The organism is Paenibacillus sp. HW567 (assembly GCF_000374185.1).
Taxonomy (GTDB): domain Bacteria; phylum Bacillota; class Bacilli; order Paenibacillales; family Paenibacillaceae; genus Paenibacillus_AQ.
Genome location: NZ_KB910518.1, coordinates 1,866,761 through 1,881,062, shown reverse-complemented (window position 1 = coordinate 1,881,062; position 14,302 = coordinate 1,866,761). Strand labels below are relative to the sequence as shown.

At 50.0% G+C, this 14,302-nt stretch carries 9 protein-coding genes; 4 read left to right on the top strand and 5 right to left on the bottom strand.

Annotation, left to right across the window (positions count from 1 at the left end; all coding sequences use genetic code 11):
* Positions 1 to 47 precede the first annotated feature (47 nt).
* Together B212_RS0108385 and B212_RS0108380 are read right to left on the bottom strand one after the other, a co-directional pair.
* Entirely contained in the window at positions 48 to 5,471 is a 5,424-nt protein-coding gene (locus B212_RS0108385) for a diguanylate cyclase (RefSeq protein WP_019910143.1), read from the bottom strand.
* 13 nt (positions 5,472 to 5,484) lie between these two features.
* Positions 5,485 to 6,648, bottom strand: a complete 1,164-nt coding sequence (locus tag B212_RS0108380; RefSeq protein ID WP_019910142.1) for a hypothetical protein — start codon at positions 6,646 to 6,648, stop codon at positions 5,485 to 5,487.
* Positions 6,649 to 6,925: 277 nt separating this feature from the next.
* Here B212_RS0108380 and B212_RS34440 point away from each other — a divergent pair, with 277 nt between their 5' ends.
* From B212_RS34440 to B212_RS0108360, 4 genes are all read left to right on the top strand, one after another.
* Positions 6,926 to 7,090, top strand: a complete 165-nt coding sequence (locus B212_RS34440; protein ID WP_019910141.1) for a hypothetical protein — start codon at positions 6,926 to 6,928, stop codon at positions 7,088 to 7,090.
* A gap of 234 nt (positions 7,091 to 7,324) precedes the next feature.
* Positions 7,325 to 7,759: a VOC family protein gene (locus tag B212_RS0108370; RefSeq protein WP_019910139.1), complete on the top strand. Its 435-nt coding sequence runs from the start codon at positions 7,325 to 7,327 to the stop codon at positions 7,757 to 7,759.
* 100 nt (positions 7,760 to 7,859) lie between these two features.
* Positions 7,860 to 10,997: a hybrid sensor histidine kinase/response regulator gene (locus B212_RS0108365; protein ID WP_019910138.1), complete on the top strand. Its 3,138-nt coding sequence runs from the start codon at positions 7,860 to 7,862 to the stop codon at positions 10,995 to 10,997.
* Positions 10,998 to 11,100: 103 nt separating this feature from the next.
* The gene (locus B212_RS0108360; protein ID WP_019910137.1) at positions 11,101 to 11,505 is read left to right on the top strand and encodes a CBS domain-containing protein; all 405 of its coding nucleotides are present in this window, start codon (positions 11,101 to 11,103) and stop codon (positions 11,503 to 11,505) included.
* Positions 11,506 to 11,592: 87 nt separating this feature from the next.
* Here B212_RS0108360 and B212_RS0108355 read toward each other — a convergent pair whose 3' ends face one another.
* Genes B212_RS0108355 through B212_RS31085 form a run of 3 tightly spaced genes read right to left on the bottom strand, consistent with a single transcriptional unit; the run spans position 11,593 to position 14,302 of the window.
* On the bottom strand, positions 11,593 to 11,871 hold the full coding sequence (locus tag B212_RS0108355) for an STAS domain-containing protein (protein WP_019910136.1): 279 nt from the start codon (positions 11,869 to 11,871) through the stop codon (positions 11,593 to 11,595).
* A 1-nt stretch (position 11,872) separates the two neighbouring features.
* Entirely contained in the window at positions 11,873 to 13,888 is a 2,016-nt protein-coding gene (locus B212_RS0108350; protein WP_019910134.1) for a methyl-accepting chemotaxis protein, read from the bottom strand.
* 21 nt (positions 13,889 to 13,909) lie between these two features.
* Complete coding sequence (locus B212_RS31085) at positions 13,910 to 14,302, bottom strand: ATP-binding protein (RefSeq protein ID WP_019910131.1); 393 nt, start codon at positions 14,300 to 14,302, stop codon at positions 13,910 to 13,912.

The window sequence follows — 14,302 nt, the reverse complement described above, 5'->3', positions numbered from 1 at the left end:
GTATCTGCAAAAAACGGGGAAATTACCCTTGGCGGTGCAAACTTCCATTACTGAAGCAGAGTTACACAGTTCCTGCCCTCCGACTTGGATTGATACAGCGCATCGTCGCCAAGCTTGTAAATGTCCTCTTCCCGGTGGTTATCCACACGGACAGCGGCAACCCCGATGGAGACTGTAATAATTCCGTAATCCTCACTGAGCGCATGCCGGATCTGCAGCTCGGCGATGCTTCTTCTGAGGCTCTCGGCATATTCGCGCGACTGCCGGGGGGTGAAGCCGGTGATGACGATGCCGAATTCCTCCCCTCCTAGCCGGAACGCATACCCGTCCGCCCGCGCTGCCAGCTCCTGCAGCAAGGCTCCCACTCTCCGCAATACCGTATCACCCTCATAGTGCCCGTAGGTATCGTTGTATTTCTTGAAATAGTCGATATCCATCATCAGATAGGTCAGATATTGCGACCCGGAAGCGGCCTTCTCCACTTCCTCCAGGAACACTTTATTGAAGTATCTGCGGTTGTACAGTCCCGTCAGCTCATCGGTGATGGAGATCCGTTCGATCAGGTGAATATACTTGTTCAGCTCCTCATTGTTCAGCTCCAGCTCCCTCGTACGTTCCGCAACCAGCTCCTCCAGATGCTCCTTATGCCTGAGCAGCTCGCCTTCCGCTTTTTTGCGCTCCGTAATGTCCTTCACTGTTCCCTGGATCGCCGGCCGGTTCAAGTAATTGACCCGCGTCACTTTGTGAATCACCGTCACCTCGCGGGCCTGATCCTTATGCATTAAAGTAGTCTCATATTCATAGGGGGCCTGCTTGCCCTCTACCCTTCTGGCGTAATAATGCATGACCTTCTCCCGCTCCGAGGGGCTGACGAAATTCTCAAAGGGCTGCTCCAGCATCTCTTCGATTTCATACCCAAGCATTTGCGCCAAGGCTTCATTTGCATATTTGCATATTTTGTCCTGCGTAATAAAGATGCCGTCCTGCAGATTGTTGACCAGCTCGCGGTATTTCTCCTCCGAACGCTCCAGCTCCGAATAAAGCGTGGCATTCTCCAGCGAGAAGACCATTTCCCGGGACAGCAGATTGATAATCTTCATCCGCTCTTCGGTAAATACACCCGTTACCAGGTTATTTTCCAGATAGATGATTGCAATGGTCTTATTCTGGTTGATCAGCGGCATGCAGACCATGGATTTGGGCCGGTGCTTGACAATATACGGATCATTGACGAACGGAGTCTCCGAGAACGCATCCTTGTAGATCAGGCTCTCCCCGCTCTCCTCCACCTGCTTCAGAATCGAATACGGCAGCGGATCAAACACTGTACGGTCATGCACGGCCACGAAAATTTTATCATCCTCCGGGCGGTATTCGCCTTCCACCAGCAGATTCGTCTTGGAGGTCATGAGGATACAGCCCCGTTGCGCTCCGGCGTTTTTAATGACGATTTCCATCAGCGCTGCCAGCAGGTTGTTCAGCTCAATTTCTTTGGAAATGGCCTGTGAAGCCAGAATCATCGAGTTCAAATCTATGCTCTCGGAATAATCCGTAATCGTGCGTCCGTGCAGAAACTCCTTGGTGGATATTCTCCGGACAATCTCCGGGTAACGATTATTGAGAAAGCCGACCTTCCCTTTTGCCCCCCAGAGCGAATAATAATACACGGACTGTCTCAGCAGATAAGCAGCGAACTCCTTGTAATCCTTGTTGTAATAAAAGCGTGCCGCCAGCTCACTCGTGAGCGCTTTATACCGTAGGAAGCCGCCCTGCTCGCTGGCCTCAATGGCCAAGTCGTAGTAGTAGCCTGCCTCATCGTCCTTGCCCGAGATTCTGGCCCATTCAGCCTTCATCAGCAGCTCATGCTGGCGGAAGGTCCCGGGAGCATGCTTGGCCCATTTTTGCATCCGGCTGTATTCCTTGCGCATTCTGGCCCGGGCTTTTCTCTTCTCATACCCGCCCAGCCGCTTATAGCTATAAGCCAGATTCAGGAACGTGTAGAGAGCGAATTCTTCCATAAATACCGAACCGGCCAGTGTGCCGATAATCGGGTAGGCTTTCTCGATGTATTCCAAAGACTCGGTGTAGCTTTCATAAGTGAACAGCAGCTTCATTTTATAGATATAGTAAATTGCAATCCCGGAATAATATTTGGCTTCCTCCAGCTCCCGCAAATAGTCCCTTTCACTGAACGATTCACTGTCAAACGAAAGGTTGTTCTCCAATTCACCACCCAGATTCAGCAAATACTGCCGGGCCAGCAGTGCGGTCGCAAGTGATTCCTTGTATTTGGTATTCTCGATCATGGCAATCGTTCTGTCGCTCTCCTGCAGATTGGCGGCAATATCCAGCGTCGGATTCCAGAGATTCACATAGAAGCAGGAATGCGCCAGATAGAGCAAATCCCCTGTCCGCAGACTGGCTTCGATCGAGGAAGTGAACCATTCCTGCAGCGTGTCCCAAGGCTCGGTCCAGGCATGGCAGAACAGCGTATATAATACGATAGCGGCCCCTTTCCACTGCTGATCATGGAACTTGTCATTAATCCGCACGCCCAGCCGGCCATAGTCGAACGCGCCCTTAATATCGCCGAACCCGGACAGCAGCATGGCATACCCGATAAAAGCGAGTGCGGATTCAGGCGAATTGCCGTATTTCAGCGTCAGCCCGACCTTCTTCAGTACCGCAAAGCCAAACAGTGAGGTTTCCCCGGAAATAAAAGCAGGAGGGATAAAATTGATCAGCAGCCGCATAATCAGCTTCATTTCCGGGTCCTTCATTTCCGGGGCTTCGAAGATGCTCTCGACAGTTCTCCCGCGAAGCGCCAATTTGATCTTTGCCAGCTCGGCCAGAACCGAGGCCATGCCTACCTTTGCTGGAATTCTGATGCCAAGCGCAGACAGCCCCCGTTTGCCGGAGTCAATGGATTCCTTCATCATCCCCAGATACATATAGTGATTGGCCTGCATTTCATAGATTTGCGCCAGGGCAAGTCTGTCGTTCGTATGCTTAATCAGCTCTCTGCAAGCTGCATCGGCAGCTTCCACCTGATGGGTCAGATAGCCGCACTCCGCATACAGCTCATAGATTTCCGCCGTTCGCGGTGTGTTCTCTTCCCAGGCATCCCCCTGCAGCAGGCTGATGGCTGCTGTAAGCAGCTTGAAGGCCGAGTCATAACCAAAAGCAGACTTGGCCTTGCGCGCAGCCTTCAGGTTAATCCCGATAACATCGTTGATATCAGCTTTGTCCACAAGCCCTTCCAGACCTTTGTTCAAATGCGAGGCGATCTCAACGATTCTTTCTTCCGCTTCTTCAGAGGGCAGATGCTTAATCAGCAAACGGCCAATCGCCAGATGCAGCCCCCCACTTTTGCCGGAGTCAAGCTTCTGGTAAAAGGCCTGCTGAATCCTGTCATGGGCAAAACGGAACTGAAGGTTCATCCGGCCCAGCAGGTCTGGCTCCGGTTCCGCCAGGAAGCCGGAAATCAGCCCGTACCGGTGATCCACCGGAAGAATGAACTCCTCCTCCACAGTCTTTGCAAACGCACGGACAATGACTTCAAGCGGCTCTTCCGCAATCAAGGCCAGGATGCCAAAATCGAACACATTGCCTATCGCGGCGCTTAGCATCAAGATCCGCTGTACATCCTCCGGCAATTCCTGCTGCCGCAGCATCAGAAAATCAACAACATTCTCATTCACCGGCAGGGAGAGGATCTGTTCAAGCTGCCAATCCCATGCCCCCTGCACATCGTCAAAGTACAGATAACCGTTTTTATATAAATCCTTCAAAATTTCATTTGTAAAAAAAGAGTTGCCTTTTGTCCGCTTGTATATCACCTCCGTAAGCTCTAGCACCCGGCTCTTGGAGGTGTACAAAGTATCGGCGATCAAGCGCCCCAGCTTATCCTCGGACAAGGGGTTCAGTGTAATGCTTCCGACCTCGCGGCTTTTCTCAATTTTGGCGATCGCGCCAAAGAGCGGGTGTCCTTCATGAATTTCATTCTGCCGGTAAGAGCAGACGATAAAGACCCGGCGCAACTGGGGATCAAGCACAAGTCTCTCAACAAGCTGGAGGCTGGAGTAATCCGCCCACTGGACATCGTCCAGGAACAGGACCAGCGGTCTTTCATTTCGCGTGATTCCTTCAATGAACTTGGCAAAGGTGAGAAAGAAACGGTTTGTTTCCTCCGCAGGGTTAAGCGGCTCCATCTCGGGCTGGACGCCAATCCAGTCTGCAAGCTCCGGGATGAGTGCGGCAATCAGATTGCCATTTCCGTCCAGAGCTTTGGTCAAGGAGCGCTTAACATAATCCTTATGCTCCTCATCCGGGCTACCCTGCAACTGGCTGATCAATCTTCGGAAAGCCCGAATCAGCGCACTGTAAGGGATATTTTTGTTATACTGGTCGAACTTTCCTTCAGCAAACAATCCCTTCTCCTGGCTGATGTACTTATGCAGCTCATGCACCAGAGCGGTTTTGCCCACACCGGCTTCACCCGTGACAAACATCAGTTGGGGATTGCCCCTGACACTTCTGCGGAACGCATCGACGAGGCGTGTAGTTTCCTGCTCGCGCCCGTATAATTTCTGCGGAATCCGGAATAGATTCAGCCGGTCCTCTGCGCCAACCACAAAACTCTCCTGACCGGCAAGGCATTTCTTCAGGTCGGCTTTGATCCCGTAGGCGCTGTGATATCTGTCTTCCGAGGATTTCTCCATCAGCTTCATGATCACAGCCGACAGGGCGCTGGATACCTTGCCTCCGGTAGCTTTGTAAGGCGGAACCGCTTCTTTGGCGATAATGGAATAGATCTGCTCCAGCATCTCATCAGCAGCGTAGGGCTTCGTTCCGGTCATCATCTCATACAGGACAACTCCCAGGGAATAATAATCACTGCGGTAGTCGATATTCCGGTTCATTCGGCCCGTCTGCTCCGGAGAAATATACTGCAGGCTTCCCTCCAGCACACCGCTGTTCTGAAAATCCCGTTTCTCCCTGGTGAGCTTCACGGCGAGGTCAAAATCTATAATCTGAACGATGTCCCGCTCTCTGTTCCATATAATGTTGGAGGGTTTGATATCCTTATGGATTACGTTCTGTTCATGAATCGCTCCGAGGATGTCCACGACCCTGACTGCAAGCTGCAGCAGCGTTTCCTGGCCCAAATCCTCCTCTGCCATAATTTTCTTGAGTGAACGCCCCCCGATATCCTCCAGTACCATCACGCAACAATTGCTGTGCTCTACCAGCCTGTAGGGCTTGATAACACCGTGCATGTTCTTGTTCAGCTCTGTGAGCAGCTTATACTCCTGCTTGAACCGCAGCACAGCTTCAGTCCCGGAGAACTCCGACTTGAGCACCTTCAGAATGACCGTATCACCAGTCCAAGCATCCCTGCATCTGTAAACTGATTTTATGTAGTTATCGGAAATGGTCTCCAGTATCTGATAATGTTCGAAATCAATCATACCCACTCCACCTTTAGCTGTTATCTCCCGTCACTTCGAAGTCAGCGTCAAATTTGAACACATAGGCAGCTATCAGCCAGATAATCCAGCAATTCAGCCCGAAAAAGAGATACCCGAAATAGCCCAGGACAGGCATCTCGGAGAAAATATGGAATTTGTCCAGATAAGGTACGGAGTACTTCCAAAAATTCGGGTTGGTCGGAGCTGAATCGTGAAACCATTCGCTGCCGAAATTCCAGAACTCCCAGAAGAAGCCGTTGAACAACGTCGCCAGACCGATCAGAATTACATTAGACCAATCGCCGTTCCTGATCGTTGTAAAAGGCGTCCAGTAGCCGACCAGCGCCATTGCGGCGGACAGCATCGGAACCAGGGCGACCCAGAGCACCCAAAACAGCAGATAAGGATAATAGCCCATGCCGAAGGCCAGAATCAACCCAAGAATGTAATAAATAATCAGAAGGGTCCGGGAAACGGAGAGCTTCGGGCCATATTTGTAGCGGTTCCTGAAGGCGCTGGAGGTCTTAAGAAGCATATACCATTCAATGATCGCCGGAAGCACCGTCGTGTACGACAGCGAGAACCAGAACACATTGCCGAAATTCGTGAAGATTTTGTTATTGGGATAATACCAGTTTTCGATGACAAAAAAATTCAGGTATTCGAAGGCGAACCAACTGAAGCAGGACACCACAGCGAGAAGCTGCATGACATGGGGTTTGCGGGAGATGATCGACGCGCCTTTATTTCTTTTATAGACCAGGCCATCCAGAATTAGAATGAAGGACCACCACAGCGGGACAAAAGTGTAATATTCCAGTGAAATGACGAGCTTCACCCGTGCCCACATCAGAAACCAACTGATCACCAGCACAGGCAGGCTCCACCAGAACCAGACCGGAAAAGGAGTAGCCTTACCTTTCGGCGCGGGAGCTTCTTTCACTTTTTTGAATCCGAAAAGACGGGGAAATACCAGCACCAGCGTAATCAGCAGCGCAACAACGCAGGCCAGGGAAAAATACAGCACACTAAAACCCGGGTCAGCCTCCGCCAATTGGGCGGGAAAATCGCCATAACCCGGCGGCATCCCCTTCCATTTCGCTAAGCTCCCGAATAAAGGCAGCAGAAAAATTAAAGCAAACGTCACGATCAGGAAAAGCGTCTTGTTCTTCTTCATAGTAGTGACAACCCCTCTTATGTATGAAAGTAAAGTCGAATTATGCTGATATTCTCGCTATTTATTCGATACCTGCCCAGATTATTCCTGCTTGGTGCTTTAGTCATTCTGCCATTTTCCTATTCCCTGTCATGTACACAGCCAAAGAGCGCTCCAGCGGCCAATTCAATGGCATACAGAACGCCCTATGATCTTAACATATGACTATTTCCTCTGCTCACGAGAGTGTTCAACTTAATGTAATATCACCCCATTCGATCCGGCAGAAACAGAGAGCTTGAGAAACATATACGAAAGTGAATATTCGTTAAGCGAATTGGCCGGGCGCAGTGAATACCTTTTCAAATGGCTTGATCTGTTCGAACACCGTTCCGACCTGATCACCGATGAGCAATTGCAGCAATGTTATTCCTGGGTCAATGAAATTTTAAATGAATTATGAGTTTCACTATACGAACAACAGACATCCATGCCGCTCTTTCGCGGCACTTCAGACGATGAAATTCCATAGAAGACCCTCAATTTAGCTTCGCCAAATTCGAGGCTTCCATAACAATGTCCTCTGTTCGGACATCGTTATTTCAGGATAGATCCGTATATTTATAAATGGATAGGCACATGCTACAATGTGGATGCAATACGCTTGTCTGTACAAAACACTTGAGGAGTGAAGCATGTGGCAATTAATGTTTACTTGAATTTCAACGGAAACTCCCGTGAAGCTGTGGAATTTTATGCGGGCGTCTTTGGGACAGAAACTCCGAACATCATGACTTTTGGACAATCACCTGCCGATCCTTCCTACCCTCTGCCGGACGAGGCCAAAGATCTTGTAATGCATGCCATGCTGCTTGTTGACGGCAGCCCGCTGATGTTCTCGGATGTTTTTCCGGGCATGCCTTTTGTGGAAGGGAATAACGTAAATCTTACACTATCAAATACCAATGTCGAGAAGCTCAAAGGGTGGTACCATAAGCTTGCCGAAGGCGGAACTGTAACTATGGAATTGCAGGAGACCTTCTTTAGCAAATGTTACGGCAGCCTGAAGGACAAGTTCGGCATCATCTGGCAGTTCAACCACGACAATGGTGAAGCTGGCAATAACGCTTAAACTTATACCGCTAAATATTAAGGATATAGGACCTTCTTCTGAAGGATTCTGTATTCTTTTTTTGAAGGAAAATGCGAATTATTTGTCGAATTAAAGTTTTATGATGAATAAACCAATTCAATTTTACTTGAAAAATATAACCCTCATTATGTTGTATTTGGCCATCCTCCTGGCCATCCGCTGGTTATGGCTCACCGCTTATGCCACACCTGAGCACCCGAAGGCTGTTCAAGGTGTGCTTGATTTGCGCGGCTGGAATATCAAAGACTCCCGCTCCATTACACTGGACGGCGAGTGGGAAATATATCCCGGCAAATTTTTGACACATGAGGATTTTTTGCACCCTAATATGGAGAAGCCGGGTTTTGTCATGGTTCCAGGCGACTGGAGTGATGCTGTCACTAAAGGGGAGCGTCCCTCCTTCGGCTTTGCAACCTACAAGCTGCGGATTCTGCTGGGCCAACCACTAAATGAGCCATACGGATTCTGGGTTCAGCGCATTCAAGCTGCCTCAGAGCTCGAAATTAACGGACAAAAGGAATTGCCCATCGGCAAGCTATCCGACAGCAAGGCAGAATACACACCAAAGGCAATTTCATACACTGCGTCCTATATTGCCGCGAACCGCCAGGAGATTGAGCTGCTCGTCCGCACCGCCAATTTCGACCAGCCTCTGGATGGCGGCATCGTCCATTCCATCCGTTTCGGCACTCAAGCGGTAATAGACACCCAGCGCTGGTATTCGATCGGCTTTCAGTTGGTAACATTCATTATTCTGCTTCTGCATGCCTTATATGCCGGGATATTGTATTTTTTTAATCCCCGGCAAAAAGCCTTTTTGCTGTTTTTCCTGCTACTGCTGGCCGTTGGCATCTCCATCGTGGCAGATAATGATACCCTGCTGCTCCTGTGGCTGCCGATCAATTATGCCTGGGCGCTGAAAATCAAGCTGCTGTCTTACATATGGCTGTCCTTTTTTATGCTGCTGCTCAGCTATAACTTCTCAGGGAGCCCGAAATACGGCAAATGGTTCAAAGCCTATGCTGCGACCTTGTTTCTCTATTCCCTCTTTTTGCTGATTGTGCCTGTACAATATATTTTTCACACGATCCCCTTGTTCGCCGTTATCTATCTGCTTCCAGTGACGGGCGTAGTCTGCAGGATTGTGCGAATGGTGATTCAGGAACAAGAAGATGCGGTTTTTTTGCTTTTTGCCGCAACCAGCATTGCTTCCAGTGTAGCTTGGGGTACTGTTGAATCCTTGGAAAAAACCAGCAGCTACTATTACCCTGTCGATGTCATTGCGACCATTGTCGGCTTCTCAGCTTATTGGTTCAAGCGTTACTTCCGCAATTCGGAAGAGAATGCCAAGCTTACGTGGAAGTTGCAGGAAAATGACCGGCTGAAGGATCAATTCCTGGCCAACACCTCACATGAGCTGAGAACCCCTTTGCATGGCATCATCAATATCGCCCAGACCATTGCGGCGAAAGAGCAGGCAGTGATGGATCACAAAAGCGTTCAGGACATGGAGCTGCTCATTACCATTAGCCGCCGGATGTCCAATTTGCTGAACGATCTTCTCGACGTAACCCGTCTTCAGGACAAACGGATTGTGCTGCAGCAGCAGCCTCTGTCCCTTCAATCGCTGGTTTCAGGCGTCATCGACATGTTTGAATTTATGACAGAAGGCCGGGCGCTGATGCTGAAAAATGATATTGCAGACTCGCTGCCTCCCGTATTCGCCGATGAGAAACGGCTTGTGCAGATTCTGTTCAACCTGTTGCACAACGCAATCAAGTATACCAACGAAGGCAGCATTACCGTATCCGCCGCGACTCAAGGCAAGCAACTATCTGTTCATGTGGCAGATACGGGTGCCGGTATGGATCAAGCAACGCAGGCCCGCATATTTGAGCCCTATGAACAGGGACAACAAGGGATCAATGAAGGCGGCGGGATAGGCTTAGGCCTTAGTATTTGCAAGCAGCTTGTGGAGCTTCACGGGGGAACCCTCAGTGTCCGCTCTGCACCCGGCCAAGGCTCCATGTTCTCCTTCACACTTCCCCTGGCCGATGCTTCTGACAGGATACGAGCGCTGGATATCTCTGGCGGTGATATGATGGCGAACACCGTGACTTCGGAAGCATGTCTTGCCCAGCGGAGTCATTCTGCCGCCCTGTCCACGCTATGGAGTACTTTCCATCCTGACGAATTGCAAATATCTGCAGGCGAGGTCAAAATCCTGGCAGTCGATGATGATCCGGTCAACCTCAGGGTGCTGTCCAGTATTCTCTCGGGGGAGCATTATCATATCCGAACGGTTCTAAGCGCCGGCGAAGCCTTGAAGCTGCTTGGCACGGAACAATGGGATCTCCTCATTGCCGATGTGATGATGCCGAATATGTCCGGTTATGAGCTGACCCGGACTGTTCGTGAGCGCTTTTCAAGCTACGAACTGCCTATACTGCTGCTGACCGCCCGCAATCAGCCTGAGGATATCTATACGGGTTTTCTGTCCGGGGCGAGCGATTACCTGGTCAAACCTGTTGACGCCTTGGAGCTTAAGTACCGGGTCCGGTCTTTAACAGGGCTGAAGCAATCCATCGACGAGAAGCTGCGCATGGAGGCTGCCTATTTGCAGGCACAAATCCAGCCGCATTTCCTGTTCAATACTCTGAATTCAATTATGGCCTTAAGCGAATTTGATACCGAAAAAATGCGCGATCTCAGCGAGGCGTTCTCCTCCTATCTGCGCATCAGCTTCGATTATATAAACTCCAATCAACTGGTCGCTCTCTCTCATGAGCTGGAACTGGTTCGCGCCTATCTATATATCGAAAAAGCCCGGTTCGAGGAGCGGCTATCCATAGAATGGGAGATTGAGGAAGGGTTAGATCCGCTGCTCCCTCCGCTCACCTTACAGCCGATCGTAGAAAATGCGGTCAAACACGGACTGCTCAGCCGATCACGCGGAGGTTTGCTTATCATCCGCATTTCCAGAATGGACGGCTTCATCGTCTTTGAGGTCAGGGACAACGGAAAAGGCATATCGGAAGAACGGATTGGCCACCTGTTGGATCATACCCGCAAATTCAGCGGCGGGATCGGACTGCTCAATACGAACAGGCGTTTAACCCAGCTCTACGGCCGGGGGCTGAGTATTCAGAGCAAGGTGGATCAAGGTACTTCGGTGTCTTTTATGATTCCACAATTGGACAAGCCGGAGGGCAAATAGAAGCTCTCCGGGCAAAAAATCAAATTTTAAATACGCTTACATAGCAAACTATGGTTTAATATAGGTACGCGATCTGCAAAATTCTGCTGAAAGGAGCCTACCTATGGAAATATCCTCTTTTTTGCTGCCCAAAGCTCAGGTATCCTTCATCACCTCCTCCATAAGCATGCTGGAAGCCCTGGAGCAGCTAGAGCATCATTATTATTCGGCTATCCCGATCATTGATGAAGAAGGTAAATATGTTGGAACCTTATCGGAGGGAGATCTGCTATGGAAGCTGAAGAATACAACGGGCTTAACTTTTGAGAATTTGCGTGAAGTCACAGTAAACGAAATCCAGCGGCACGTGCATAACGAAAGTGTCGGGATTCATGCCCAGATGGAGGATATGCTCACACTGGCTGCGGACCAGAATTTCGTTCCGGTTGTGGACGATAGCGGCATCTTCCTTGGCATTATCCGCCGGAAGGATATTATTGAATACTACACCCGCAACATCACTGACTAGCCATTTTCCCGGACCACATACCTGCACCGTCATACTAAAAAAACGGCTGGACTGTCCTTATAGGGACGCCCCAGCCGTTATTATCACTCAGAGAATCTCAAACACATTCGTTAGTCTGGTTAACTCAAAGATTTTCCGCACATTGGCATTCAACGCCTTCAGCCTGATCGTGCCGCCGTTCTCCACACACTTCTTGTAGGAGCTGACAATGACGCCAAGACCGGTGCTGTCAATAAACTTGCAGCCGCCAAAATCAAGCAATAAGCTGGAAACCCCATTCTGAATATGCTCTCTAATGCTCTCTCTAAACTCACTTGCTTCTTCCACCGAAAACATCTCGGGCATTTCAATCGTAATCTCGCTCACGCTATTCACCCCTGATTTTAAATTTCTCCACGAGGGTCTCCAGTTCGTTCGCCATAGCGCTTACCTCCTGGGCCGAAGCCGCGAAGTTGTTGACGGTAGCCGCCTGCTCCTCTGTCGCACTGGATACATTCTCGCTATTCGCTGCCGCTATTTCCGAAATGCTGCCCATATTATCAATAAGCTTGATAATTTGATCAGAGGTTGCGACCTCATCCTTGGTAATATCCAGAATCTCCCGGACACTTTCGGTTATGAGCTCCACGGAATTGATGATATGAATAAAAGCAGTATCCGTATCGTTGACCACACGGACTCCGCCTTCCACAGCCTCCGATGCGCCCCTCATTGAATCCACAGCCTGTGAGATCCGCGAGACCATATCATGAACCAGCACGGAAATCTCATCCGCCTGTCTGTGCGTCTCATCCGACAGCTTCCGCACCTCACCGGCCACCACGCTGAACCCTCTGCCGTCTTCACCTGCTCTTGCGGCCTCAATCGCCGCATTAAGTGCCAGCAGGTTCGTCTGCTCGGCAACCGCATTGATCGTGCCGATAATTGTCGCTACCTTTCCTGAAAGCTCACTGACGGTCTGAAGCTGCTCTTCGGTTGTCTTGGTGCTGCTGCTGATAATATTCATTGCTTCTACCGTATCCATAACCTGCGCTCTTCCCCGCTTCGCGGCTTGATTGGTAAGATCCGCATTGCCGGAGGTTGCCGATGCCTTGCTCTGCGCCATCTGAACCAGGCTGGAGAGCTGCACCAGCACCTGTGAGGCGTTAAGGACAGACTGATTGCTGTTCTCCGCACCTGAGGCGATTTCCTGAGTGCTGGAGCTGATCTCTTGAATGGACGCGCTGATCTCCTCCGAAGAGGCCGCCATTTCTTCGGACATCGAAGTCAGGGTAACGGAGCCGGCCCGTACCTTCTCAATAATGGCCTCCTGCTTGTCAATCATCGTATTGAAGGATTCACTCAGTGTCTGAAGCTCGTCCCCGGAGCGGATCGAGGTATGTACGGTCAAATCTCCATCGCCGGCAAGAGCCATAGCCTTCTCCAGCTTGATAATCGGATTCACAATGTTGCGTGTGGTGAAGAAATAAGCCGCGAGCAGGGCAACCAGTATAAATGCAATAGTAATCAAAAGCGTAGTACTGCGGATTTCTGTCGCTGGAGTCATATATTCCTTAACATTGGCCGTGGTAGCTACAATCCATTTCCCCGCAGGCTGAAAGGAAACGTACTTATGGACGCCTTCATAGGTATAGAAGCCATCCGAAGCTTTTCCGCTCTTCATAATCTGCACAAGGTCATTCAATTCCTTGTTGCTGTTGCCGTCCAGTGTTTCCTTGAGAATCTTCTCTTTTTCGGGATGATAGACAATAAGTCCTGTACGGTCAATCATATAACCGTATCCGTTGTCTCCAATCTTAACTTCGGCTACAGGAGCGGAGATGGTATCAAAAACGACCGTTCCGATAAGCACGCCTGTTACTTTCCCGCCCTGCTGCAGCGGACGGGCAACCGCTACAATATGCTGATTGGTCTCCTTGGAGAGAATAACCTCGCTGACAGCTTCTTTTCCTTGAAGCGCCTGCTGAAAATAATCACGATCCTTCACACTCAGTCCCGGGTTCTCGGAGCTGTTGGTCAGCAGCACCTGTCCGTCTTTGTCCGCGATGAGCAAAGATTCCAGCAGCTTCGCATAGTCCTTCTGCAGGCCGGAGATATAATCATAGGCCAGACTCTTGTCTGCCGCCCCGTCAGGGCTGGCGGCAAAGCTCGCCAGTGTATTGTTCTTGCTGGCAATGCCCAGATAATTGCCTACAGCTTCAAGCTGTGCATCGACTGACTTGGCAGCCGATTTCGTGGTGTCGCGCAATTCCTCTTCAATCGTTTTTTGCAGCGCATCTGAAGCCAGATTATAGGATATAACGCCGGAAATAGTGAGCGGCACACTTATAATAAGAAACAGCAGGATGCTAATCTTTACTTTTAAACTTAATTTCACTTTCACAGGATTCTCTCCTTTTTATTTCTACGAGGGACATACACATTTGCTGATGTACATCGTATTGTGAATCATCTCCACACTATCCGAGTAGCAGCGGATCAGGTACAAGCCTCTTCCGCCTTCACCAAGCAATTCGTCAGTGCTGATGCTATCCGGGAAGACCAGTGCGGCCCCTCCCTCCCCGGAGTCCTCCACCTGGAGGTTAAGCTGCTCGCCGCTGAGCAAATATCTAATCGTGATCGGTTTGGTGCAATCGCTGTGATTGCCGTGATAGTAAGCATTCGTGATGGCTTCAATCAGAATCAGCCGGATGTCAAAGGCATAGTCCTCCAGCTTAAGCTCCTGAATGATCCTGTCAATAATCTCCTGGTGATTGTTCAAACCGTGAAACCTGATTTCCTTCTGAACAGCTTCCAT

What these genes read in the sequence shown, in the direction of transcription:
- B212_RS0108385 (WP_019910143.1), bottom strand. Translation starts at nt 5,471, where the DNA reads ATGATTGATTTCGAACATTATCAGATACTGGAGACCATTTCCGATAAC.
- B212_RS0108380 (WP_019910142.1), bottom strand. Translation starts at nt 6,648, where the DNA reads ATGAAGAAGAACAAGACGCTTTTCCTGATCGTGACGTTTGCTTTAATT.
- B212_RS0108365 (WP_019910138.1), top strand. Translation starts at nt 7,860, where the DNA reads ATGATGAATAAACCAATTCAATTTTACTTGAAAAATATAACCCTCATT.
- B212_RS0108360 (WP_019910137.1), top strand. Translation starts at nt 11,101, where the DNA reads ATGGAAATATCCTCTTTTTTGCTGCCCAAAGCTCAGGTATCCTTCATC.
- B212_RS31085 (WP_019910131.1), bottom strand. Translation starts at nt 14,302, where the DNA reads ATGGAAGCTGTTCAGAAGGAAATCAGGTTTCACGGTTTGAACAATCAC.